The sequence below is a fragment of the Novosphingobium sp. UBA1939 genome (genome assembly GCF_002336885.1).
Lineage (GTDB): Bacteria > Pseudomonadota > Alphaproteobacteria > Sphingomonadales > Sphingomonadaceae > Novosphingobium.
In genome coordinates, this window is record NZ_DDFB01000134.1 from 17,554 (window position 1) to 40,268 (window position 22,715).

Genomic DNA, 22,715 nt, shown 5'->3' on the forward strand with positions numbered 1-22,715 from the left:
GCGGGCTGCCTGGTTTTCCAGGTGGCGAGATCGGGATGTTGGTGGTGGAGACAGTCGTGCGGATCCGGCGCGAGCACGCGAACGGGAAGGCGATCAAGGCGATTGCGCGGGATCTGCGGTTGTCTCGCAAGGTGGTGCGCAAGGCGATCCGGGCGCCGGAAGGCGCGTTCGATTACCATCGCACGATCCAACCGCTGCCCCGGCTTGGGCCGTTCCAGGAGCGGCTCGACACGCTGCTGACGGAGAACGAGGCGCGGCACCGGCGCGATCGGCTGCGCATGACGCGGATCCATGATCTGCTGTGCCGCGAGGGGTTCGAGGGATCCTACGATGCGGTCCGGCGCTACGCCCGGCGCTGGGCGGAAGCACGGCGCAAGGATGTGGGTGACGGCGCCCCGGCGTTCATCCCGTTGCTGTTCCAGCCCGGCGAGGCCTACCAGTTCGACTGGAGCCACGAGGATGTGGAGATCGCCGGCAAGCCGATGCGGGTGAAGGTGGCGCATATGCGTCTCTGCGACTCGCGCGCACCCTATGTCCGGGCCTATCCGCGCGAGGGCCAGGAGATGCTGTTCGATGCCCATGCCCGGGCGTTCGCGTTCTTCGGCGGTGTGCCGCGACGCGGTATCTACGATAATATGAAGACGGCGGTGACGGCCGTGTTCACCGGCAAGGAGCGTGTGTTCAACCGCCGCTTCCTGATCATGACTGATCATTACATGGTCGAGCCGACCGCCTGCTCGCCGGCGGCGGGATGGGAGAAGGGCCAGGTCGAGCAGCAGGTCCAGACGATCCGAGGCCGCTTCTTCCAGCCGCGACTCCGGTTCGCCAGCCTGGCCGAGCTCAACGGGTGGCTGGAGGCCGAGTGCCGGCGCTGGGCCGAGCATCATGCCCATCCCGAACGCGGGGATATTACCGTCGCCGAGGCGCTGGATATGGAGCGACCGGCCCTGCAGCCGATCCTGGCACCGTTCGACGGCTTCCATGAGAGCGAGCATGCCGTCACCGGCACCTGCCTCATCAGCTTCGATCGCAACCGCTACTCGGTCATGTCGACGGCCGCACGCCGGACCGTTCAGGTGCGCTCCTATGCCGATCGCATCGTCATACGCTGCGGCGATGCGATCGTCGGGGAGCATGAGCGCCACTTCGGTCGGAACCGCACGATATACGATCCCTGGCATTATCTGCCGGTCCTCGCGCACAAGCCCGGCGCGCTGCGTAACGGCGCACCGTTCCAGGACTGGGATCTGCCGCCCGCCCTGCACCGATTACGGCGAAGGCTCGGCACCGGGGACGAGGCCGATCGCAGGTTCGTGCGGGTCCTCTCGGCGGTGCTCACCGATGGCCTGGAGCCGGTAGAGGCTGCCGTGCGCGAAGCGTTGGCGAACGGAACGGCCAGCGACGAGCTGATCCTCAACATCCTCTCCCGGCGCCGCGAGCCGGCGACACCCCACAGCATCGTCACTTCGGAAGACCGGATGCTGCAGCATCCTCCGCTCGCCGACTGTGCCCGCTATGATCTGCTGCGAGGCTATGATGCAGCGGCATGATATGATCGACACGATGCGCGGCCTCGGACTCAAGGGCATGGCGGCGGCGTTCGACGAGGCGGTCACCACCGGCCTCCAGCGCAAGCGCACCACCATGGAGATACTGACCGACCTGCTCCGTGCTGAGGCGACCCACCGGGATGCAGCCTCCATCCGCTATCGGATGACGGCTGCGAGGCTGCCCGTGGTGAAGGACCTGGAGCGGTTCAGCTTCGAGGGCACACCGATCAATGAGGAGATGATCCGCTCCCTTCACGATGGCTCCTTCCTCCCGCCTCGCCGCAATATCGTGCTGGTCGGCGGCACGGGGACAGGCAAGACCCACCTCGCCATCGCGATCACCGCCAATGTCGTGCGAAGGGGCGCTCGCGCCCGCTACTTCAACACCGTCGATCTGGTGACACGCCTCGAAGAGGAGGCCCGGATCGGCAAGGGCGGGACCCTGGCGGGACAGCTCTCACGGCTCGACCTGGTGGTGCTCGATGAGTTGGGATATCTGCCGTTCGCGCGCTCTGGTGGCCAGCTCCTGTTCCACCTGATCAGCAAGCTCTACGAACGCACCAGCGTCGTTATCACGACCAACCTCGCCTTCGGCGAATGGCCTACCGTGTTCGGGGATCCCAAAATGACCACGGCTCTGCTCGACCGCGTCACTCATCACTGCGATATCGTCGAGACCGGCAACGACAGCTGGCGCTTCAAAAACCGCAGTTAGCCGCCACTCTCACCCCAGCTTCAAAACGAACTTGCGCTGTGTACGCCTCCGGCCGGGCTACGCCCGACCTCCGCCGCACACAGCGCAGGGCATCAACCCTCCGCTCAATCTCGAAAAGGGGGTCCCCCTTCAACGCCTATACGGGGTCCCGTTTGCGCGCCGTTTGACAAAGTGAATGGCAGACTGCCGATCACCCCGGCATTGCTGCTGACCGCGAATTATACCTACACCGATTCCGTCCGGAAGGGTGGCGGCGAGCCCGCTTTCGACGGCAGTTCGCTTGACGGAACGCCGCTCGACAAGACGCCCAGGCACATGGCCAACGTTCGCCTGGACTGGCAAGCGACCGAGCAGATCGCGGCCTATGTGCTCGGCTACTACTCGGGCAAGCAGACTTTCAGCGGGTTCCGCAACGGCGCGCTCAACACCCGCACCCGTGAAGGGAGCACGACCTTCGATGTCGGCATCAATTTCACGATCAATGAGAATTTCGCGCTGAGGGCGGCGGTGCTCAACGTCACCGACAAGATCGTGCCGGTCGATGACCGCGGCCGGTTTGATGGTCTCGACGGCAACTGGATGCTCGATGAAGGGCGCCGCTTTTGGGGCACGGCAACGATCAGCTTCTGATCGATCAGGCCGGCCTTCTGCCTTCGCGTTCGAATATTCGCTGAATGCAGAGAGTCGGCCCCTTTTCATCCATGGATCCCGATTCAAGAAACGTTTCTAAAGTCAGAATTCAGTGATCAGTGGATTCGATCTCCGTAAGGAGCGGGGTGGGAGCACATAACCCTGACCGGCGAAGAATATCGCTGGCCAAAATTCTTAGCGTAGGATTTGGTCCCCTCCTGGAAACGCACCATGATCGCCATGTGCGGCATCGAGCGCGTCAGTCGCATTTGCGCCCGATGCCAACTGTCATGGATCCGTCCAAGCTGGTGACGGGGCGCGAAACGGCGCGGCAGTTTTTGCCCTTGCGGGGACGCCGGAGGGCTTTGCGCTCAGAGGCTGTCATGCACACCTGTTCATACAGCCATTATCGGCAAAAGCTTGCCCATCGACGCGCACGCGGCGCCGGTAACGGGATTGGTACCGAGACTTTTCCTCCGGCGATAGCGACTGGAATGAACAGTCCCGTGAGCCGGGCGGCATCTGAGCAATCGCGGGCGAGGATAGAGCAGCCATCGACCCGGCTGCCAGACCTGCGAACAGAAGTTTGGTGCGCATGGACAAAAGGTTCACCGAAACTCGCATCCAAGTGTGGCGTTTGTCGACAGAACGTGGCTAGCCCACGAGCAAGGGTTGGCTGGGACTGCGCGGCATCGGACTCCTCGATCGATCACTGTGCAATTTGCGCCTCGCTGTCGTCAGACCGGGGTCTGAGCCAAAGACTGGCGACAAACCAGGCGAGCGCTACCGCCCCGGCAGAAAAGACGATATCTCCAGGAACCCTCAGCCACACCAGCAGATCGACCACCGGTTGCTGCATGAACTCGGCCGAGCGAGCGTACCAGTAGCCCTTGTCAATCGCGGCGGTCAGCTGAAGCGTACCAAGTGGCAGCAAGGTCAGGAGCGCCATCAACGCAAGGCCGATGTTGAAGCACCAAAAGCTCGTCTTCAGCACGCCTTCGTTCCAGATCAGGTTCGGCAACATGCCACGCAGGCAGAACAGGACGAGCCCGACGCCCAACATGCCGTATACGCCGAACAATGCGGTGTGTCCGTGCAGCGGCGTCAGATTGAGACCCTGCATGTAATAGAGCGACAGCGGCGGATTGATGAGGAAGCCGAACAGGCCTGCTCCGACGAGATTCCAGAAGGATACCGCCAGGAAGAACATGACGGGCCATTTATAACGCTGCATCCAGGGTGTCGCGCTGCTCAGCTTCCAGTGTTCATAAGCTTCGAAGCCAATATAGGCGAGCGGCACGACCTCGAGCGCTGAGAAGCTCGCGCCAAGCGCCAGCACCGCGATCGAGGTTCCCGCGAAGTAGAGATGGTGCAACGTTCCCAGCACTCCGCCTGCCATGAAGATGATCGTGGCAAACAAGACGGCGACCGTGGCGGTGGGTGTCGGAATGAGGCCGAGGCGCGTGAAGAGGAAGGCGATGACCGCGGTGGCGAACACCTCGAAAAAGCCTTCGACCCACAGATGGACCACCCACCAACGCCAATATTCAATCATGGAGAGCGCTGTATGCTCATTCCAGAACAGCCCGGCACCGTAGAAGAGTCCGATGGCTACGGCGGATAGGAAAAACAGCATCGTGATGTGGCGGGATTCGGACTTCTCTTTGAGCGCAGGCCAGAGCGCCCGGCCGACGAGCACAAGCCAGAGCATCAGGCCGATGAAGAGAAACCACTGCCAGAAGCGCCCCATATCGACATATTCCCAGCCCTGGTGTCCGAACCAGAAGTTCCTCTCCAGTCCCAGTTTCTGCATCACCGCGAGCCATTGCCCGGCAAAGGAGCCCACGACGATAATCAGGAGGCAGGCCCAGAGGATGTTGGCACCCAGAGCCTGGAACCTCGGTTCATGGCCCGAGATCGCAGGAGCTATGTAGAGGCCCGTTCCCAGCCAGGCTGTCGCGATCCACAGCACGGCAAGCTGCGTGTGCCAGGTGCGGGTGATCGAATAAGGCAGGATCTCGGCCGCTTCATAGCCATAAACCAGCTGCCCCTCGACCTGATAGTGGGCCGTCATTGCACCCAGCATGATCTGCGCGAGAAACAGTGCGAGAACGACCCAGAAATATTTGGCTGTCGCCCGCATCGAAGGCGTCACCGCGATCTCGCGCAGCGGATCTTTCGCGGGGAGGTCGTGCTCCTTCTCCCTTCGTCCGTGCGTCACCGCATGGTGCCAACCCAACAGCGCGATGCCGGCAAGCAGGAAGGTGACGCTGAAGGCCGACCAGATGAATGTACTTGATGGTGGGCGATTCCCGACCAGCGGCTCGCTCGGCCAGTTGTTCGTATACGTTGTCGTCCGCCCTTGTCGTTCCGTTGTGGCCGCCCAGGCCGTCCACCAGAAGAAGGAGGTCATGGCGGCTCGGTGCCCTGCGTCGGGGACCGTATCGTTCTTCATGGCATAGTTTTCGCGCAGCTCGGCCGTGGCGGGGTCGTTGCCGAACAGATTGACGTAGTGCTTTGCCACCCGCTCGATTGCCACCGCGCGATCGTTGCTGATCGTGATGGTATCCGTGCTCGCTTCAAACGTGTTTCGGCGCATTTCCGTTTGCAGCCGCCGCTGGAGGAGCGCCTTGTGTTCCTCGTTTAAACTCTCAAAGGCGCCGCCCAGATCCCGCTGTGCCCAGAGATCGAGAAGTGCCAGTGATTCCCGGTGCAACCAGTCGGCTGACCAATCGGGCGCTACGTAGCCGCCGTGTCCCCAGATCGAGCCCAGTTGCATGCCGCCCATAGATTGCCAGACCTGGCGGCCACGCTGCATCTCGGCACGGGTGAAGACGGTTTCGCCGTTTGCGGTCACGACCTTGGCGGGAAGCGGCGGCGCCTGAATGCTGATGTCGCGGCCAACCAGAAGCAGGACGGCAAAAGAGACTGCCAGCAATGATAGAAGCCAAATCCAGAGCTGACGTGTTCGATCCATGGTTCTCCCCTATGGGCTACGAGGCGGTACAGCAAAGCGACTAGCGCGCTGCGCGCCGTGCCATCATGCCGCCCGTGATCAATTCTTCCTGGGGGCAGGCTGATCCGATTGAACGACCGGACCGCCTTCCGCTTCCCACCGGTCGACACAGTCGCAATCGTCATAGGCATCGACCGCCAAGGTCTCGGCGCCGGCTTTTGCCTGTGATCCTTCTACAGGCGGAAAGAGGATCGTCAGAAGCAGCACAGAGTTTTCCGCGCCCTTGACCGAGTGCGGCGCGCCTCCTTCGAGATAGACCCACTGGTTACGCCGCAGTTCGATCGAGCTTGCGCTGAGCTCGACTTTCACATGGCCCTCGAGGCAATGCAGCATGATGCTGCCCGGCACCTGATGCTGGCGCATTTCGGTGCCGCTCGGGATCACCAGCCGGATGGTTTCAAATGGTCCGCCTTCACGATCGCTGTGGAATGTTCTTCATGTGTCGTCACGTTCTCGGGCAAGAGATCGACGACTTCTCCGGGCGCTGCGTGGTGAAGGGCCATATCGTTCAATTCCTTTCCGTGTTCGTGGTTTTATGATTGGAGCAAGACGGGCAAGCGGACTGCCGCGTGCGGTCCGGCTTGGAGCGTCCAGCGCGCAATACCTTTACCCATCGCGCGCCGATTTGGAGTCCTGCGGCGATCCATGACCGCGACGCGCGGCGACGACCGTCAAAGGGAGCGGGATCGACCGGTTCACCACATTCTGGACAGAACATGTCACGTTCCTCCTTTTCGGCTTCGATGCGCCAAGACGTCAATCATCCATCTCGCGCCGCAGGGGTTTCGAACCGATCGGCCGCGTTACGCTCGAAGAGCGACGCGAGATCTCGCCGCTTCGTCAGCAGGTCGGCAAGCGTATAGCGGTCAAGTACCGCCAGGAACGCGCCGAGCGCCTCCTTCAGCACGCCCGTCAGCCCACATGCAGGCGCGACCACGCATCCGCCGCAGTCAACGAGATCGAAGCCGTCCTCGGTCTGGCGTATGAGTGCGCCGATGTTGATCTCTTCGGGCGGCCGCCCCAGGCGGATGCCGCCCGACCGTCCACGCACACTCTCCACATCACCACTGCGTGCGAGTTGGTTCACCACCTTCATCAAGTGATTCTGCGAGATTCCGTAGGCCTGCGCGACCTCACCGATCGAGCACAGGCGGTCAGGCCGCGCGCCCAGATAGAGCAGCACGCGCATCGAATAGTCGGTGAACAGGGTCAGTTTCATGGGGCGTTCCCACTCTCTTCCTCAGCTCGTCGCATTAAGATGTATTCATCTTGCATGTTTTCAGGGAAAAGTATAGATGCATTCGGGATACATGATTGGAGTCGGGCGAATGACCGAGCTGGAACTGAAGGATGAGGCGCTCAAGCAGCTTGTCGACGCCTTCTACGCGCGCGTTCGCGCAGATGCCGACCTGGGGCCGATTTTCAACGACGCGATCGATGACTGGCCGGAACATCTCGAAAAGCTGGCGGCGTTCTGGTCATCCGTCATGCTCGCCAGTGGCCGATACAAGGGCCAGCCCGTGCCAGCGCACCTGAAGCACAGGTCGAGGATAACGCCAGCGCTTTTCGACCGCTGGCTCGCGCTGTGGGACTGTACGACAAACGAGATGATGGCGCCCGACGCAGCTGCGGCTCTGCAGGCGAAAGCGAAGCGGATTGCCGAGAGCCTGCAGCTTGCCATGTTTTTTCGGCTCGATCGGCCAAGCGTCGCTGACGGCGAGGCCGGGTCCATTCATTGCGAACGGCGAGTACCCACCCATGCCTGACATTCTACCCTATCGTTCGACGCCGGTGTTCGATCAGGACACGCTCCCGGCCGCCCTGCGGGCACGCCATGATACCAAGGCGGGTGTCTGGGGTTTGATCCGCGTTCTGGAGGGTGAGCTTCGGCTGACCTATCTCGATCCACCGTCGGAGGTTGTCCTGACGCCCGAACGGCCCGGATTGATCTTGCCGCAGCAGCCGCACTTCGTGACGCCCATCGGCGCCATGAAAATGCGGGTCGATTTCTATGATCAGCCGCCCGGCGCCTGATCGCCGGGAAACTCGAATCCCTTCCAACAAGGAGAAGTTTATGTCGCAGCCCCTCAGCGATCAGACCATCGCGCTCGTCAAGGCGACGGTCCCCGCGCTCGAAGCGCATGGTCTGGATATCGTGCATGAAATGTATTCCAGGATGTTCCAGAACCCGGACATTCGCGATCTTTTCAACCAGTCGCATCATGGTGACGCCGGTTCGCAGCCGCGCGCGCTCACCGGCGCCATTCTCGCCTATGCCAGCAATATCGACAATCTCGGCGCGCTGGCTCCCGCGGTCGAGCGCATCGCGCAAAAGCATGTCGGTCTCCAGATACTGCCGGAGCACTATCCGCACGTCGCCGAAGCACTGCTCGGTGCGATCAAGGCGGTGCTGGGCGATGCGGCGACCGACGAAATCCTCGGGGCCTGGGGGGAAGCTTACTGGTTTCTCGCCAATATCCTGATCGCGCGGGAACAGCGCGTCTACACCGAACAGAAGGACGCGGCCGGCGGCTGGAACGGCTGGCGCGATTTCCGCGTCGAAGACGTTGTGCGCGAAAGCAGCGTCATCAATTCCTTTGTCCTTCGCCCCGTCGACGGCGGCCCCGTCATGCGCCACAAGCCGGGCCAGTATCTTACCTTCTGGCTCGAAATTCCCGGACATCCGCCGGTCAAGCGCAACTACTCGATTTCGGCCGCCGCCAATGGCGAAACCTATCGCATTTCGGTCAAGCGCGAGCCGCAAGGGCTCGCGTCGGGCTGGTTGCACGACGAGGCGAAACCCGGGACGATCCTGAAGGTGGCCGCGCCTGCTGGCGAATTCTTCCTCGCCGATCATGTCGAACGGCCGGTCGTACTGCTGTCGGGCGGCGTGGGCCTGACGCCGATGGTGGCGATGCTCGAAGCCCTCGTTCAGAACGGCGCCGAAGTGCCGGTTCATTACATCCACGGCACGCATGACCGCGACACCCATGCGATGCGCGACCATGTCCGCGCTGTGGCGAGCCATGGCCAATCGATCGCGATCACCGATTTTCACCAGACCCCGCTCGAGGATGAAACAGAGGGCAGCGACTACGATGTGGCCGGCATAATTACCGATGAATGGTTGGTCGCCAGCACACCGGTCGCACAAGCGGACTATTACATCTGCGGGCCGCGTCCGTTCCTGCGTCATGCGGTCTCGACCCTGTCGCTGGCGGGTGTGCCGTCGGACAGGATCCACTATGAGTTCTTCGGCCCGGCCGACGAACTGCTCGCGGCCTGAGGGAGCGGAGGCATGGACGACATCATCCTGGCCCGGGCCGTTCATGTCCTGGCGGTCCTTGTCTGGATCGGCGGCGTGGCGTTCGTGACGCTTGTGGTGATGCCGTCCGTGCGCGCCGCCAATCCGCCGGCGGAGCGGCTGGCGGCCTTTCATCGACTGGAGGGGCGCTTTGCGGCGCAGGCGCGCATCTGGGTGCTATTGGCAGGACTGAGCGGCTTCTGGATGATCTATCGCGCGCAGATGTGGGACCGCTTTTTCGATCTTCGCTTCTGGTGGATGCATGCGATGGTAGGGCTGTGGGCCGTGTTCGCCGCGATGCTTTTCGTGATCGAGCCGCTGTTTCTCCACCGCCGAATGATGACATCGGTCAAGCCCGCCGCAGATTTTGCCCGAATGGAGACACTTCACCGAATATTGCTGGGTATCGCGGCTGTCACGGTTCTCGGCGCAGTGGCGGGAAGCCACGGGTTCTAGACTGCGCTTTTCGTGTGGTTCCAAAATTCAGTGGCTGTCTCCCAAGAGGTGATCAGATATCCGCCGGGGCCGCCCGCGCCAATCCAGCCCAATCTTCCGCCCGCCATCGGACGTTCGTGGTTCGGAACCATCCTATGCGAAGTCGATTCCCACAGGACTGCCGCTCGAAGCCCTCCCATTATTGCCGATGCCATGGGTTCCGCCTGACCTGCTCTCTTCCGCTCCAATCGCACAGCAAAGTGAAACGCCATGTTCAACAAGCCATTCACAGCCGTACTGGCGATGACCATGCTCGCGCTCGGCGGCTGCGCGACAGGCGCGCGATACGTCGATCCCCAAGCCCCCATTGCGGAGCTGAGAGACAAGGTCGTAACCGGCAACGCATCCTATCGACAGCGCATCGCTCTGCCCGCCCGCGCGAAATTCAACGTGAGACTGCTGGACGTTTCGCGCGCCGATGCGAGATCGGTGATCATTGCCAAGGAAACGCGCGAGACAGCAGGGCAGCAGGTTCCTTTGCCATTTTCGATTAGGGTGAAGGAACAGGACTTGAAGACCAACATGCGTTACGCAGTCCGTGCGACGATTACCGATCCCGAGGGCAACCCGATATGGACCACGGATACGGTTCATTCGGTCGATCCCACGCGGTTCGAGCAGGATCTGGGGACGCTCAATATGGTTCGCGTTGGTGACCGCCCGGCGGCTTCAGGCTTGATCGGCCCGCAATTCAAGGTGGAGGACATCAATCAGACCGGTCTGATCGACAAATCCAATGTGACGGTGCAGTTTTCGCAAGACGGCCGAGTGAGCGGATCGGCCGGCTGCAACAGGTTCACCGGCGACTATTCGATCGAGGACCAGTCGCTTCGGATCGGACCGCTCGCCGTGACGCGCCGGGCTTGCGTGCCGGCGCTCGGGAACCAGGAAACCAGGTTCCTGGCCATTCTGCAGGATGTGACCTCATGGTCCGTCAACAGCAATGGGTCAGTGCTCTTCCGTGCCGACGACGGACGATACCTGGCGGCGATACGCTGATTCGACCGCAGTATGCTGAAGAGCGGCTGCCGCTCAGTCCTGACCGATCGGAGACGGAGGTCGAGCCAGTCTTGGACACAGGCTTAACGGTCCAAGAGCTTGATCGGCAAAAGTCCATTGCGCCGTCGCCAAACACAGGTTCAAATTCGGCCGCGATGCGTGGCGAGCGACGCTGACCACTGATTTTTTGGTGTTTACCGCGGGAGACGGCAGGGCAATAGTTGGGAACTTCCGTCCGACCCGCGTGTTGCTGGTTCGGCGCGAGCTGTGTTCCCATCGGGAGCGAACCTGCTGCTGCGCTGTCAGCCCGTGGCGATGACCGATGAGGGGGGAAATAGATCGGCCATGATACTGACCTTGACCGAGACCGAACGCCAGATCGCGCTCGCCATTTCCGTTGCCGTCGGTCTGTGCGGCCTCGTTCTCGCAGCGGCAGGCAATCAGGACACAATGGAAATCCACGGCTGGCTGATCCTGGCCATTGCCGCCATTTGCGCCATCATCGTAATCCGCGGCATCTGGGGACCGGAACCGCCAAAATCCCGTTTGCAAAGCTACTATGACGAGCCCATCAAGGCCGGCATCATCGCCAGCATGGCTTGGGCGGTGGTGGCGATGTTCGTGGGGGTCTGGGTCGCCGCGCTGCTGGCATTCCCTGACCTGACGTTTGACAGTGCCTGGGCGAGCTTCGGCCGCTTGCGACCGGTGCACACCAGCGGCGTGATCTTCGGCTTTGGCGGCAACGCGCTCATCGCCACCTCGCTGCATGTCGTGCAGCGGACCTCGCGGGCGCGTCTTCCCGATCAGCTTTCGGCCTGGTTCGTGCTGGTGGGCTACAACCTGTTCTGCATCCTCGCGGCCAGCGGTTATCTGCTCGGGGTTACCCAATCGAAGGAATATGCCGAGGCCGAATGGTATGCCGACATCTGGCTGGTGATCGTCTGGGTGACCTACTTCATCCTCTACATCCGGACGCTCGCACGCCGCAAGGAACCACACATTTATGTGGCCAACTGGTACTTCATGGCCTTCATTCTCGTCGTCGCGATACTCCATATCATCAACAATCTCGCGATTCCGGTCTCGCTGGGCCATGCGAAGAGCTACACCATCTGGTCGGGCGTCCAGGATGCTATGGTGCAGTGGTGGTATGGTCATAACGCCGTCGCCTTCTTCCTGACGGCGGGCTTCCTGGGCATGCTCTATTACTACCTGCCCATCCGGGCCCAGCGGCCGATCTTCTCCTACCGTCTCTCGATCCTGAGCTTTTGGGGCATTACCTTCTTCTACATGTGGGCGGGTTCCCACCACCTTCATTATACCGCCCTACCGCACTGGGTTCAGACGCTGGGCATGACCTTCTCGGTGATGCTCCTCGTGCCGTCATGGGCTTCGGCTGGCAACGCCTTGCTAACATTGAACGGCGCCTGGCACCGCGTGCGCGATGATGCGACGCTCCGCTTCATGATGGTCGCGGCGGTGTTTTATGGCATCTCGACCTTTGAAGGTTCGTTCCTCGCCATCCGGCCCGTCAATTCGCTTTCGCATTACACCGACTGGACGGTTGGCCATGTTCACGCCGGCGCGCTCGGCTGGGTGGCGCTCATCACCTTCGGCTCGCTCTACACGCTGGTGCCGTCCTTGTGGAAGCGCGAGGCGATGTATTCGCCCGCCTTGGTCGAGTGGCACTTCTGGCTCTCGCTTGCCGGCACTCTTGTCTACATTTTTGCCATGTGGAACTCGGGCATCATCCAGGGCCTGATGTGGCGGACCTATACGGAGGAAGGCACGCTAGCCTACTCCTTCCTGGATTCGCTCAGAGCCATGTATCCCTATTACATCGCGCGTACGCTCGGCGGCCTTCTGTTCCTGATCGGTGCTGTGATCGGCGCCTACAATATGTGGAGGACCATTCGCGCCGCCTCGGCCCAGGCGCCGTTCGAAGGCGACGTCCCGCTACAGGCCGCGACGGCGGCGGGGAGGGCCTGAGCCGTGGCGGAACTGTTTCATCGCAAGCTCGAACGTTCGGCGATCGGCTTCGTGCTCGCCATCATCGCGGCTGCCAGTGTCGGCGGCCTCGTCGAGATCGCTCCGCTTTTCACGATCGACGAGACGGTCGAGGAGGCGCCAGACATGCGGCTCTACACGCCGCTCGAACTGGCGGGGCGAAACATCTATGTGCGCGAAGGATGCTATGCCTGTCACAGCCAGATGATCCGGACGCTGCAGGACGAAGTTGAGCGCTATGGTCCCTATTCGCTCGCGGTCGAATCCAAATATGACCATCCGATGCTCTGGGGTTCGAAGCGCACCGGACCCGACCTCGCCCGCGTTGGCGGCAAATATTCCGATTTCTGGCACGTCGCCCATCTGACCAATCCGCGCGATGTGGTGCCCGATTCCAATATGCCGGCCTATCCCTGGCTGGCGCGGACGCCCTTGCGCCTCGCTGATCTGCCCTTGCACCTCAAGGCGCTGCGGGCCGCGGGGGTGCCCTACACCGATGCCATGATCGAGAATGCGAGCGTCGATGCCTTCGACCAGGCGACACCGGAAAGCTCGACCTCGTCCGGTATCACCGAGCGGTATGGCGAAGAAACGCAGGTTCGCGTGTTCGACGATGTGGCGACCGAGGTCACCGAGATGGACGCGCTCGTCGCCTATCTTCAGGTTCTCGGCCGGCTGACCGACGTGCCGTACAAGAATACGGCCGCGCCGCAGAAGCCGCCAGAGCCGGTGAAATGACATGAGGAGGCAGGCATGGACATAAGCCACGAGGCTCTTGTTGCATTCTCGAAAAGCTGGGGGCTGTTCTACCTCATCGGTCTGATGATCGGTGTCCTCATTTATACGTTCCGGCCGTCCAATCGTGGCAAGTTCAACCGAGCCAAACAAAGCGTTCTCGATCAGGACGACAAGCCATGGACGTAGAGCGCGATCCCGTCAGCGGTCATGAAACGACCGGCCATGTCTGGAATGGCATCAAGGAGCTCGATACGCCGGTCCCCAAGGGTGTGCTGATTTTTCTGATCGTCACCCATCTCTTCGCTTTCGCCTGGTGGATTCTCATGCCGACTTGGCCCTTGGGCGACACCTACACCAAGGGAATTCTCAACATCGACCAGCGCACCTCGGTCGAAAAGCACCTGGTCGATTCGCAGGCGGGACGGGCCGACTGGATAAAGCGGATCGAAAGCGAGAACCTCGAGCAGATCGCGGCCGACCCCCGGCTCATGACCATCGTGCGTAGCACCGGCCACCGGTTGTTCGGCGACAACTGCGCCGCCTGCCACGGCATTAATGCCAAGGGGGGTTATGGTTATCCCGATCTGACCGATGACGACTGGATCTGGGGCGGCGACCTTGAGACGATCGCGCAGACCATGCGCGTTGGGGTCAATGTGGAGCATCCGCAGGGGCGCGTCTCGCAGATGCCCTCGTTCGGACGCGACGGGATACTCGATGCCGATCAGGTCAGTCTGGCGGCCAACTATGTCTACGCCTTGTCGCATCCCAAGTTCGTGACGAATGCCAATCGGACGTCGATTGTATCGGGGCGCGAGGTCTTCATGGCCAATTGCGCGATTTGCCATGGCGAGGATGCGCGCGGGAAGCGCGATGTCGGCGCTCCCAATCTGACGGACGCGCGTTGGATCTATGGAGGAGACATCGATCAGATCGTGGAGACCGTCCATGGCGGACGCCAGGGGCATATGCCGACATGGGACGAGCGGCTTACGGACTCGGATATCAAGATATTGGCGCTCTATGTTCATTCGCTGAGCGCGCCTCAGCGATGACGGCCATGCGATCCCGATCCCGGTGGCTGGTCTGGACGCTGGTGGCAGCAGGCCTTTTGCTGTTCGTTCTTGCGAACGCGCATTTTTTCTACGTCGCCTTTCGCTCGCAGCCCGAATGCGTGGGACATTTGAAGGAACGCGCGAACGGGAGCGGGCAGTATCGCGCGGCGAAATCGGCATGCTGAAAGGTAGCGGGACATGAGCGATAAAAGCCCCTCTTATGGCTTGCTGAGCCAGACCTCGGGCATCGAGGAGACGAAGAGCGCGCGGTTTCAGCGCCATCTTCCCGCTTCCATCGGCTTCCAATGGCTCAAGGCCGGATGGCAGGATCTTTTCCATCGGCCGATGCCGAGCCTGGCCTACGGTCTGGGCATTTTCCTTCTGTCTCTCGCTGCTGTCGCGATGCTCGCGCTGTATGGCCGCGACTATATTCTTTTTCCCGCGCTCGCCGGCTTCATGATCATTGCCCCGCTGCTGGCCATCGGACTCTATGAGAAAAGCCGCAACCGAGAAGCGGGACGCGATACGTCGCTGCGCGAAATGCTCCTGGTGAAACCGGCGGCGGGCCCGCAGGTGCTTTTCACCGGGGTCCTGCTCAGCCTGCTGATGCTACTGTGGATGCGATCCGCGGTGCTCATCTATGCGTTGTTCTTCGGCGTGCGCCCCTTTCCCGGCCTGCCTCACATAACCGCCTTCCTGCTGACCGAGCCGGTGGGATGGATTATTCTCGGCGTCGGCACGGCGGTGGGCGGCCTGTTCGCCTCATTCGCTTTTGCGATCAGTGTTTTTGCCATTCCGATGCTCCTCGATCGCAAGGTCGATGCGCTCACGGCGATGGGAACAAGCACGGCGCTCGTCTGGAACAACCTTGCGCCGATGATCGTCTGGGGCGCCATCGTCCTTGCGCTTTTCATACTCTGCGCGGCTACGGGCTTGATCGGCCTCATCGTCATCTTCCCGTGGCTTGGACATGCCACATGGCATGCCTATCGCGCGGTCTCAGACACGCAGGCCTAGACATGGCCAGCCATGCCATGCCTGCCGTCCAGGCGCCGACATCATTGACCGGGCAATCGGTCGATGAACTCATCTTCGCCAGCCAATCGCTGGATGACGGAACGATGAGGACGCAACTGTCGGTCCCGACCGCGCATTGCGGCGGATGCATGGCGAAGATCGAGCGCATCCTTGGTAACCTCGAGGGCGTCGTAGCGGCTCGGGTCAATCTATCGACGCGGCGTGTGACCGTCACATGGCGGCAAGCGCAAACCGCGAGTGCACCGCCTTTGCTGGCAACGCTGAACGAGGCGGGCTTCGAGGCAAATCTTCTCAGCCAACCGGACGAACGCGCCGATCCCGAAAAGCGCCGGCTGATCGTCGCGACAGCGGTCGCCGGCTTCGCGGCGATGAACATCATGCTGCTTTCGGTGTCGGTCTGGTCAGGCGCCGACCCCGCTACGCGGCAGCTGTTCCATCTCATCTCGGCGCTGCTCGCGCTTCCCGCGGTATTCTTTTCGGGGCGCATCTTCTTCTTGTCGGCATGGTCGGCATTGCGCGCGGGACGCACCAATATGGATGTGCCCATCTCGATCGGCATCGTCCTGACACTGGGTCTCAGCATCTACGACACGCTGCATTTCGGACGCCATGCCTATTTCGACGCGGTCGTGACGCTGATCTTTTTCCTGCTTGTCGGACGAACGCTCGACCATGCCATGCGTGACAAGGCCCGTTCGGCCGTGCTCGGGCTGACGCGAATGACGCCTGCGGGCGCGAATGTAATCGGCACGGATGGATCGCGCGCTTTTAGACCGCTCGAGGATGTCTCGGTGGGTGATGTCATCCTCGTCGCGCCAGGCGAGCGTGTTCCGCTGGATGGTCTTGTCCTTGCGGGCGAGGGCGATCTCGACACTGCCGCGGTCACGGGCGAGGCGATGCCGGTGCCGGTACGACCGGGAAGCACGCTCGTTTCGGGCATGCTGAATCTCAATGGTTCGCTCAAGGTGCGTGTGACCAACAGCCGCGCGCGGTCCTTTCTATCCGAAATGGTGCGAATGATGGAAGCGGCCGAGCAGGGCAGAGCACGCTATCGCCGTCTCGCCGACCGTGTTGCGGCCTATTACTCGCCGATCATCCATTCGCTGGCCTTGGCCGTGTTTGCCGGGTGGTTCCTTGACACAGGCGATTGGCATCGGGCGCTGACCATTGCCATTTCGGTGCTCATTGTGACCTGTCCCTGCGCGCTTGGTCTCGCCATACCCATGGTTCAGGTCGCCGCGGCGAAGCGCTTGTTCGAGCACGGCATCGCGCTCAAGGATGGAAGCGCGCTCGAGCGGCTTGCACAGGTCGATACCGTGATTTTCGACAAGACCGGCACGCTCACTCATGGCGATTTGCGAGTGAGCAAGATCGCCATCGATGAACCCTATCGCGCAATCGTGATGGCGCTGGCGTCGCGTTCCAACCATCCCGTCGCACGCGCGATTGCCGCCAACGGCGGCGCCTTGTCCGGCCTCGATCTGGACAGTTTTTCCGAGCTGCCGGGCCGGGGTTTGGAGGGCCAGCGGAACGGCCATCTGTTTCGCCTGGGGCGTGCCGATTGGGCTTTGAATCCAGGCACGGGCGAGAGTGGCGGTTTCCAGACCGTGTTCTCGGTCGATGGTGAGCTTGCCGGCCATTTTGCCTTCTTGGACGTTGAAAAGACGAGTGCGCGGGAAGCGGTGGCCAAGCTTGACGCGCTTGGGCTGCCTATCGAACTGCTTTCGGGCGATCACATTGCTTCTGTGTCGGGGTTCGCGAACGCGATCGGTATCGCCCACTGGCGTGCCGGATTGCTGCCGCAGCATAAGGTGGAGCGGCTTCAGGCGCTGGCGGACAGTCAGCGCCTGACCTTGATGGTGGGTGATGGGCTGAACGATGGACCGGCACTGGCGGCGGCGCACGTTTCGATGGCTCCTTCCAATGCCGCCGACATCGGTCGGGCGGCCGCGGATATTGTTTATCTCGGCCAGGATCTCGATGCGGTTCCGCGCGCTGTGCAGATCGCGCGCGCGGCCCGGCAACGTGTCCGCCAGAACCTGGCGCTTTCCGTCGGTTATAACCTTTTGGTGATTCCTGTGGCCATGGCGGGCTATGTCACCCCACTGCTTGCTGCCGTCGCCATGTCGCTTTCGTCGATTTCGGTCGTTGCGAACTCTCTGCGAATTCCCGCAGCACGCGGATCACGGCTTAGCAGGCGAGCGCCGGCACCGACCCTCGTTCCCCTGGCCGCTACCCGATGAGCGGGATCCTGTGGCTGGTGCCGGTCGCGCTGCTGATGGGCCTTGCTGGGCTGGGCGCCTTTCTTTGGTCGATGCGCACCGGGCAGTATGATGATCTGGATGGAGCGGCCGAGCGAGTCGTGACCGACGCCAAGTCAGACCAGCCTCTTGTCGAACCTGATGATTGGCGCCCCGAAACCGAGGGCGAGGCAAATCGTTTGCGATAAGGATGGTGGTGTGGACACCATTGGGCAAAGGACGAAGTGATGATGCAGGCACCGAGTTGGAATTGGGTGGGCGTCCTTGCCTTCATCTGCGGGGCGGCGGTCATCATTCCCAGCCTTGTCGCGCTTGCACTCAGTCTTGCCGCTGTTGCCCGAAACCTCCTGTGAGGCTGGCATCGGTCTGACGGAGGGATAGTGGTCTACCTTGGAAAAACTGGTCCAATTCTGAAGAGAGCCCATTTGGGCATGAGAATTGGAGAAATGTATGGGACGTCAGAGGTTTACGCCGGAGCAGATCATAGCGAAGCTGCGTGAAGTAGAGGTGATTGTGGGGCGAGGCGGCACAGCGGTGGAGGCTTGCCGCCAGATCGGGATCGCGGAGCAGACGCTATATCGGTGGCGCAAGGAATATGGCGGGCTGAAGGTCGACCAGGCGCGGCGAATGAAGGATCTGGAGCGCCAGAATGCGCGGCTGAAGAAGCTGGTGGCCGACCTCGCGCTCGACAAGGCGATCCTGCAAGAGGCGTCGAAGCTGACTTTTTGAGTCCCTCCCGTCGCCGTGAGGCGATCGAGCAGATCCGTCGCGCGTTGCCGGTATCGGAGCGACGGACCTGCCGTGTTCTGGGCCAGCATCGTTCGACACAGCGCCATCCACCGAAGGATGATGCCGACGAGCGGCGGCTAACAGCCGACATCATCGCGCTGGCCAAGGACTATGGCCGGTATGGCTATCGCCGCATCCATGTCTTGCTGGGCCAGGCGGGCTGGCAGGTCAGCCTGTCAGTGGTTGAGCGTATCTGGCGGCGGGAGGGTCTTAAAGTGCCGAAGCGGCAACCGAAACGGCGGCGGCTCTGGCTCGGCGACGGATCGTGCATCCGGCTGCGCCCGGAGCATCGCGGCATGTGTGGTCCTACGACTTCGTCGAGGATCAGACGCACAACGGTCGCAAGTTCCGAATGCTCAACATTATCGACGAGTTCAGCCGGGAATGCCTGGCGATGGTGCCGCTGCGGCGCTTCCGGTCGAACGACGTGATTGACGTGCTGACCGATCTGTTCATCGAGCATGGGCCGCCCGAGCATATCAGATCCGATAACGGCCCCGAGTTCGTCGCTAATGCGGTGCGCGAGTGACTCGGCAGGCTTGGCGTCATTACCCTCTATATCGAGCCCGGCAGCCCATGGGAGAACGGCTATATCGAAAGCTTCAATGCCCGTCTGCGAGATGAACTGCTCAACGGCGAAATCTTCTACAGCCTTGAGGAGGTGCGGATCGTCACCGGCTGGTGGCGCGATCATTACAACCGAGCACGGCCCCACAGCAGTCTCGGATATCGACCACCGGCCCCGGAGACGATCAAGATGCCAGCCTGGCCGCTCGGCTCCGCTACGCTCCGCCTCCCGCCCAGGCTGGTATCAGAGGCGCAGATCAACTAACTACACAACCGGACCAGTCATTGCGGGCAGTCCATGTCCTGAGCTCGGCCCATCGCGATGTTGCGACATGGCTCTGCCGTTGCCTGGCGCCGAGGGAAAGCGCCCTCCGCCTGACTGATCCCCTAAGCCCGGACGGTTGCCGTGGGGCAACCCCCGCGGTGCCGGACCGGGTTGTCGCTCGCGCGCCTGCCCGCACCACTCCGGCCCTTGTGGGTCGGGTCGCCGCTTGCGCGTCGATGCCCTCGTCTCCCGCCGGTCTTGGCCGGGTCTCGTCGGAGGGACGGTCCCTCGGACGGAAGCAACAGAGATTTGATCATGCAGAACATCGTCATTCTTGCCGGCAATATCGGCATGGATCCGGAGAGCCGCACCACCCAGGGCGGGACCCGCATCACCCACTTCACCCTGGCGACCTCGCGTCCCCGCTATTCGGAAGGCAAGGTCGTTCGCGATGAGAAAGGCTACCGCGTCCAGGACACCGAATGGCATCGGATCACCGCGTTCAATGGCCTCGGCAAGACCGTGCAGGAGCATTGCACCAAGGGCATGAAGCTGCTGGTGCGCGGCCGCATCCATTACAGCGAATGGACCGATGGCGACGGCGTCGAGCGCTACGGCACCGAGATCATCGCCGAGACGATCGACTTCCTCAGCCGGGCGAAATCTAAGTCCGACGAGGCCGGCGACCCTGATCCTGAGCTCGACGACGACGTGCCCTTCTGACCCCCGGATCCCCGCGCGCTTGTGGCGCGCGGGGGCATCCAGCGGCGAGCCGGATTTGCCATAGCTCGCGAGGGATTTTGCAGGCGGGGGCGTCTGCACTATCCGCTTTCCGTCGCATGGGATCGAAGATCGCATGCCACACCGACCTCAACGAGGCCACGCTCAAAAATACGCCGCGCGGTCCGATATGGGTCCTCAAGGCGCGGGGCGGAAGCGAAAGCTGGTGGAACGCCTACACTGGCGAAAATGTCGATGAGATCAGTCTGGCAGACGCTCGGCGCTATGCTCTGATGTCCTACAAAGGATCCGGCAGGCTGCAGGCGGTCGACTATCAGGAAACGGCGCCCGAGGAAGCGCAGGTCGGCGGGCCGCTGTGGCGCGCCAGCTTCGCCGACAAGGAGCATAGTCGCCTCTATCTGGATCCGTTCACCGGAGAGGTGCTCAGTCGCCGTTCGGACCTGTGGGACTTCTATGATTTCTTTTACAAAATCCATATCATGAACCTTGGCGCCTCGCGCAGTTACAACCATCCACTGATCGTTGTCGCTGCATCGGCGACGTTGCTCATCGTGGTCACCGGGATCGTCATTCTGTTTTATCGCCTTGCGAAGGATCTCAAACGACTGCTGACGAAACGTCGCGCATCAAGGCCTGCGACCTGAGGTCATCGCGCTGCGACGGGCTCACTTGCCGATCCACTCCGGTTCGGCTGTGGCCGCGCAATTCTGATCGTCGCTCGGCCCGCCGTGCCCACGGGCAGCGCGAGCAGATGAGCCGCCGTATCTTCGCGGTCGGGTAATGTCGCGGGGTGCGATGGAGCTTGCTGTGTCCTGATCGGCGCGCGGGCGGGCAACGCGCGCCTCGCACGATCACACGCGCAGCAGTCGCCCCACCGCCCGCATGATCGTCGCCCTGCGCGCCGCATGCTCGGTAGCGTCGCGTGCGGCTCCGGTCATGCACCAGAGCTGGGTGAGGGCGGCGACAAGCCGGACGACGTCCATGGGCGTGAAGTCGGCGACGATCCGCCCCTCGGCCTGCGCCGCTGCGATCCCGTCCAGCTTCTCCCCGAGAAGGACCTCGCCGGCCGGGAGCATCAGAACATCCTGGCCACGCTCCAAATGATGCCAGGTCAGCAGCCTCCACAAGCGCGGGCGCTCGACCAGCAAGTCATAGGTGCGCCCCGCATAACCCTCAAGATCATTGGGATCGAAGCGATCGGCCTGCGCCGCGTCCATCACTTCCTGCGTCAGCGCGGCATCGAAGAGCGCCTCCTTGTCCCCGAAATAGGTGTAGAGCATCGGCTTGCTGATACCCGCCGCCTGCGCAATGCGATCGATCCGCGCGCCCGCCAGCCCATGGGACGCGAACTCCTCGGTCGCTGCAGCCAGGAGCGTCTCGCGGCTCTGTGCGGCATTCCGCCTGGTTCGTTCCTTCATCACACCTCCCGGCATTGACGCATTCCACATATGAAGTTACCTACCAGTTGGTAATATATGGAGCAGCATATGTCCAATCACTGGTTTCTCACGGGCGCGTCCAGCGGCATTGGCCGCCATCTGGCCGAACTGATCCTGGCCGCGGGCGACGACCTTACCGCGACGGCTCGCAGGCCCGAAAGCCTCGACGACCTTGCGGCGAAATATCCGAGCCAGCTGCGCGTCGAAGCGCTCGACGTCACGGTCAAGGACGATATTGCTGCGGTCGTGGCCCGGGCGCAGGCGCGTCGACCCGTCGATATTCTGGTCAACAACGCCGGCGGCGGCGTGATCGGCGCCACCGAAGAGATGTCGGACGCCGAGGTCGAAGGCCAGATCGCGCTCAATCTCATGGCGCCCATCCACATCACCCGCGCCTTTGTCCCCGCGATGCGCCTGCGCGGGAGCGGCCGGATCATCCAGATCTCCAGCGCCAGCGGTCAGGGCTCGCTTCCGACGAGCAGTCTCTATCATGCGGCCAAATGGGGCCTGGAGGGCTTCAGCGAATGCCTCCGCCAGGAGCTTGAACCCTTCAACCTGTTCGTGACGCTGATCGAGCCGGGTGGCGCGCGCACCAGCTTCAGCCACAACCTGCAATTCGCCAGCGAGATCGCCGCCTATCGCGATACGCCCGCCGGCGATATCCGCAAGATGTTCGAGACCGCCGGAAACGAGCTCTACACGCTCGACCCGCAAAAGATCGCGCAAGCGATCGTCGATGTCGCAACCAGCGACCATCCGCCGCTGCGCGTGACTCTGGGGGGTGACGCTTTCGGCGTTGTCCAGGCGGCGCTGCAATCGCGGCTCGCCTTTCTGCAGTCCCAGGAAGCGCTCGCGCGCTCGGTCGCTTTCGACAGTTGAGCTTTTCCGTCTTCCAGCTTTCGTCTCCGCGCGGTGCGATGCGCCTCACCGGGGCCCGGCAACCCCTGTCGTCAGCGCCGCTATCCGATACTTAGGTATAGCCATCCGACACGATTGCCGAAGCGCCAAACGGGCAATCGCTTGGTACCATCGCAAGAGAGGAAAACGTTCGCGATCGCCAATCAAGGGTGCGCGGACCTTCGCAGTCTGCGTGCCCTTGATGTGGC

General features: G+C 62.1%; 23 protein-coding genes and 1 pseudogene. 20 read left to right on the top strand and 4 right to left on the bottom strand.

What is annotated here, in order from left to right:
- Nucleotides 1-35: 35 nt before the first annotated feature.
- The 3 genes from istA (at nucleotide 36) to B3547_RS17475 (ending at nucleotide 2,895) form a co-directional block, all read left to right on the top strand.
- Nucleotides 36-1,550, top strand: coding sequence for an IS21 family transposase (gene istA / locus B3547_RS17465; RefSeq protein WP_292965191.1), 1,515 nt, complete (start codon nucleotides 36-38; stop codon nucleotides 1,548-1,550).
- Nucleotides 1,537-2,265, top strand: a complete 729-nt coding sequence (gene istB / locus B3547_RS17470; RefSeq protein ID WP_292965239.1) for an IS21-like element helper ATPase IstB — start codon at nucleotides 1,537-1,539, stop codon at nucleotides 2,263-2,265. Before istA ends, istB begins: the two co-directional genes overlap by 14 nt.
- 201 nt (nucleotides 2,266-2,466) lie before the next feature.
- A complete protein-coding gene (locus B3547_RS17475; RefSeq protein ID WP_021245211.1) occupies nucleotides 2,467-2,895 on the top strand; it encodes a TonB-dependent receptor domain-containing protein in 429 nt (142 codons plus the stop codon).
- A gap of 709 nt (nucleotides 2,896-3,604) precedes the next feature.
- On the opposite strand, the gene B3547_RS17480 is transcribed toward B3547_RS17475, so the two are convergent.
- From B3547_RS17480 to B3547_RS17490, 3 genes are all read right to left on the bottom strand, one after another.
- A complete protein-coding gene (locus B3547_RS17480; protein WP_025549136.1) occupies nucleotides 3,605-5,872 on the bottom strand; it encodes a nitric-oxide reductase large subunit in 2,268 nt (755 codons plus the stop codon).
- A 78-nt stretch (nucleotides 5,873-5,950) separates the two neighbouring features.
- Entirely contained in the window at nucleotides 5,951-6,295 is a 345-nt protein-coding gene (locus B3547_RS17485) for a hypothetical protein (RefSeq protein WP_255504934.1), read from the bottom strand.
- Nucleotides 6,296-6,671: 376 nt separating this feature from the next.
- Entirely contained in the window at nucleotides 6,672-7,130 is a 459-nt protein-coding gene (locus B3547_RS17490; protein WP_136958227.1) for an Rrf2 family transcriptional regulator, read from the bottom strand.
- Nucleotides 7,131-7,239: 109 nt separating this feature from the next.
- Here B3547_RS17490 and B3547_RS17495 point away from each other — a divergent pair, with 109 nt between their 5' ends.
- The 16 genes and pseudogenes from B3547_RS17495 (at nucleotide 7,240) to B3547_RS17570 (ending at nucleotide 20,814) form a co-directional block, all read left to right on the top strand.
- Nucleotides 7,240-7,677: a group III truncated hemoglobin gene (locus B3547_RS17495; protein WP_004212701.1), complete on the top strand. Its 438-nt coding sequence runs from the start codon at nucleotides 7,240-7,242 to the stop codon at nucleotides 7,675-7,677.
- Entirely contained in the window at nucleotides 7,670-7,945 is a 276-nt protein-coding gene (locus tag B3547_RS17500; RefSeq protein WP_004212703.1) for a DUF1971 domain-containing protein, read from the top strand. The genes B3547_RS17495 and B3547_RS17500 overlap by 8 nt, the downstream gene beginning before the upstream one ends.
- A gap of 40 nt (nucleotides 7,946-7,985) precedes the next feature.
- Nucleotides 7,986-9,197: an NO-inducible flavohemoprotein gene (gene hmpA, locus B3547_RS17505; RefSeq protein ID WP_004212704.1), complete on the top strand. Its 1,212-nt coding sequence runs from the start codon at nucleotides 7,986-7,988 to the stop codon at nucleotides 9,195-9,197.
- A gap of 12 nt (nucleotides 9,198-9,209) precedes the next feature.
- Entirely contained in the window at nucleotides 9,210-9,671 is a 462-nt protein-coding gene (locus B3547_RS17510) for a hypothetical protein (RefSeq protein ID WP_004212706.1), read from the top strand.
- Between the two features lie 249 nt (nucleotides 9,672-9,920).
- Complete coding sequence (locus B3547_RS17515; RefSeq protein WP_292965220.1) at nucleotides 9,921-10,709, top strand: META domain-containing protein; 789 nt, start codon at nucleotides 9,921-9,923, stop codon at nucleotides 10,707-10,709.
- Nucleotides 10,710-11,054: 345 nt separating this feature from the next.
- Nucleotides 11,055-12,698, top strand: a complete 1,644-nt coding sequence (ccoN, locus tag B3547_RS17520; protein WP_004212708.1) for a cytochrome-c oxidase, cbb3-type subunit I — start codon at nucleotides 11,055-11,057, stop codon at nucleotides 12,696-12,698.
- A 3-nt stretch (nucleotides 12,699-12,701) separates the two neighbouring features.
- A complete protein-coding gene (gene ccoO, locus B3547_RS17525; RefSeq protein ID WP_004212709.1) occupies nucleotides 12,702-13,454 on the top strand; it encodes a cytochrome-c oxidase, cbb3-type subunit II in 753 nt (250 codons plus the stop codon).
- Nucleotides 13,455-13,469: 15 nt separating this feature from the next.
- Nucleotides 13,470-13,640: a cbb3-type cytochrome c oxidase subunit 3 gene (locus B3547_RS17530; protein ID WP_004212711.1), complete on the top strand. Its 171-nt coding sequence runs from the start codon at nucleotides 13,470-13,472 to the stop codon at nucleotides 13,638-13,640.
- On the top strand, nucleotides 13,631-14,509 hold the full coding sequence (gene ccoP / locus B3547_RS17535) for a cytochrome-c oxidase, cbb3-type subunit III (RefSeq protein WP_004212713.1): 879 nt from the start codon (nucleotides 13,631-13,633) through the stop codon (nucleotides 14,507-14,509). Before B3547_RS17530 ends, ccoP begins: the two co-directional genes overlap by 10 nt.
- Nucleotides 14,510-14,707: 198 nt before the next feature.
- Nucleotides 14,708-15,526 (top strand): DUF2189 domain-containing protein, encoded by an 819-nt coding sequence (locus tag B3547_RS17540; protein WP_004212715.1) that lies wholly within the window; start codon nucleotides 14,708-14,710, stop codon nucleotides 15,524-15,526.
- A 2-nt stretch (nucleotides 15,527-15,528) separates the two neighbouring features.
- Complete coding sequence (locus B3547_RS17545) at nucleotides 15,529-17,790, top strand: heavy metal translocating P-type ATPase (protein ID WP_136958226.1); 2,262 nt, start codon at nucleotides 15,529-15,531, stop codon at nucleotides 17,788-17,790.
- The gene (gene ccoS / locus B3547_RS17550) at nucleotides 17,787-17,996 is read left to right on the top strand and encodes a cbb3-type cytochrome oxidase assembly protein CcoS (protein WP_004212718.1); all 210 of its coding nucleotides are present in this window, start codon (nucleotides 17,787-17,789) and stop codon (nucleotides 17,994-17,996) included. The genes B3547_RS17545 and ccoS overlap by 4 nt, the downstream gene beginning before the upstream one ends.
- Nucleotides 17,997-18,035: 39 nt before the next feature.
- Nucleotides 18,036-18,161, top strand: coding sequence for a hypothetical protein (locus tag B3547_RS17555; protein ID WP_004212719.1), 126 nt, complete (start codon nucleotides 18,036-18,038; stop codon nucleotides 18,159-18,161).
- A gap of 97 nt (nucleotides 18,162-18,258) precedes the next feature.
- A pseudogene (locus B3547_RS17560) lies at nucleotides 18,259-19,429 on the top strand (IS3 family transposase).
- A 315-nt stretch (nucleotides 19,430-19,744) separates the two neighbouring features.
- Nucleotides 19,745-20,152, top strand: a complete 408-nt coding sequence (locus tag B3547_RS17565) for a single-stranded DNA-binding protein (protein ID WP_004212722.1) — start codon at nucleotides 19,745-19,747, stop codon at nucleotides 20,150-20,152.
- A 116-nt stretch (nucleotides 20,153-20,268) separates the two neighbouring features.
- A complete protein-coding gene (locus tag B3547_RS17570; RefSeq protein WP_004212723.1) occupies nucleotides 20,269-20,814 on the top strand; it encodes a PepSY-associated TM helix domain-containing protein in 546 nt (181 codons plus the stop codon).
- Between the two features lie 207 nt (nucleotides 20,815-21,021).
- Here B3547_RS17570 and B3547_RS17575 read toward each other — a convergent pair whose 3' ends face one another.
- Nucleotides 21,022-21,588, bottom strand: coding sequence for a TetR family transcriptional regulator (locus B3547_RS17575; protein ID WP_004212724.1), 567 nt, complete (start codon nucleotides 21,586-21,588; stop codon nucleotides 21,022-21,024).
- Between the two features lie 69 nt (nucleotides 21,589-21,657).
- Here B3547_RS17575 and B3547_RS17580 point away from each other — a divergent pair, with 69 nt between their 5' ends.
- Nucleotides 21,658-22,488: an SDR family oxidoreductase gene (locus tag B3547_RS17580; RefSeq protein ID WP_021245217.1), complete on the top strand. Its 831-nt coding sequence runs from the start codon at nucleotides 21,658-21,660 to the stop codon at nucleotides 22,486-22,488.
- Nucleotides 22,489-22,715: the final 227 nt, after the last annotated feature.

Coding starts and splice junctions, on each gene's coding strand:
- ccoN (WP_004212708.1), top strand. CDS start 11,055: ATGATACTGACCTTGACCGAGACCGAACGCCAGATCGCGCTCGCCATT.
- hmpA (WP_004212704.1), top strand. CDS start 7,986: ATGTCGCAGCCCCTCAGCGATCAGACCATCGCGCTCGTCAAGGCGACG.
- B3547_RS17500 (WP_004212703.1), top strand. CDS start 7,670: ATGCCTGACATTCTACCCTATCGTTCGACGCCGGTGTTCGATCAGGAC.
- B3547_RS17565 (WP_004212722.1), top strand. CDS start 19,745: ATGCAGAACATCGTCATTCTTGCCGGCAATATCGGCATGGATCCGGAG.
- B3547_RS17580 (WP_021245217.1), top strand. CDS start 21,658: ATGTCCAATCACTGGTTTCTCACGGGCGCGTCCAGCGGCATTGGCCGC.
- B3547_RS17570 (WP_004212723.1), top strand. CDS start 20,269: ATGGGATCGAAGATCGCATGCCACACCGACCTCAACGAGGCCACGCTC.
- B3547_RS17515 (WP_292965220.1), top strand. CDS start 9,921: ATGTTCAACAAGCCATTCACAGCCGTACTGGCGATGACCATGCTCGCG.
- B3547_RS17545 (WP_136958226.1), top strand. CDS start 15,529: ATGGCCAGCCATGCCATGCCTGCCGTCCAGGCGCCGACATCATTGACC.
- B3547_RS17510 (WP_004212706.1), top strand. CDS start 9,210: ATGGACGACATCATCCTGGCCCGGGCCGTTCATGTCCTGGCGGTCCTT.
- B3547_RS17490 (WP_136958227.1), bottom strand. CDS start 7,130: ATGAAACTGACCCTGTTCACCGACTATTCGATGCGCGTGCTGCTCTAT.
- ccoP (WP_004212713.1), top strand. CDS start 13,631: ATGGACGTAGAGCGCGATCCCGTCAGCGGTCATGAAACGACCGGCCAT.
- ccoS (WP_004212718.1), top strand. CDS start 17,787: ATGAGCGGGATCCTGTGGCTGGTGCCGGTCGCGCTGCTGATGGGCCTT.
- istB (WP_292965239.1), top strand. CDS start 1,537: ATGCAGCGGCATGATATGATCGACACGATGCGCGGCCTCGGACTCAAG.
- istA (WP_292965191.1), top strand. CDS start 36: ATGTTGGTGGTGGAGACAGTCGTGCGGATCCGGCGCGAGCACGCGAAC.
- B3547_RS17480 (WP_025549136.1), bottom strand. CDS start 5,872: ATGGATCGAACACGTCAGCTCTGGATTTGGCTTCTATCATTGCTGGCA.
- B3547_RS17575 (WP_004212724.1), bottom strand. CDS start 21,588: ATGAAGGAACGAACCAGGCGGAATGCCGCACAGAGCCGCGAGACGCTC.
- B3547_RS17555 (WP_004212719.1), top strand. CDS start 18,036: ATGATGCAGGCACCGAGTTGGAATTGGGTGGGCGTCCTTGCCTTCATC.
- B3547_RS17495 (WP_004212701.1), top strand. CDS start 7,240: ATGACCGAGCTGGAACTGAAGGATGAGGCGCTCAAGCAGCTTGTCGAC.
- B3547_RS17540 (WP_004212715.1), top strand. CDS start 14,708: ATGAGCGATAAAAGCCCCTCTTATGGCTTGCTGAGCCAGACCTCGGGC.
- B3547_RS17530 (WP_004212711.1), top strand. CDS start 13,470: ATGGACATAAGCCACGAGGCTCTTGTTGCATTCTCGAAAAGCTGGGGG.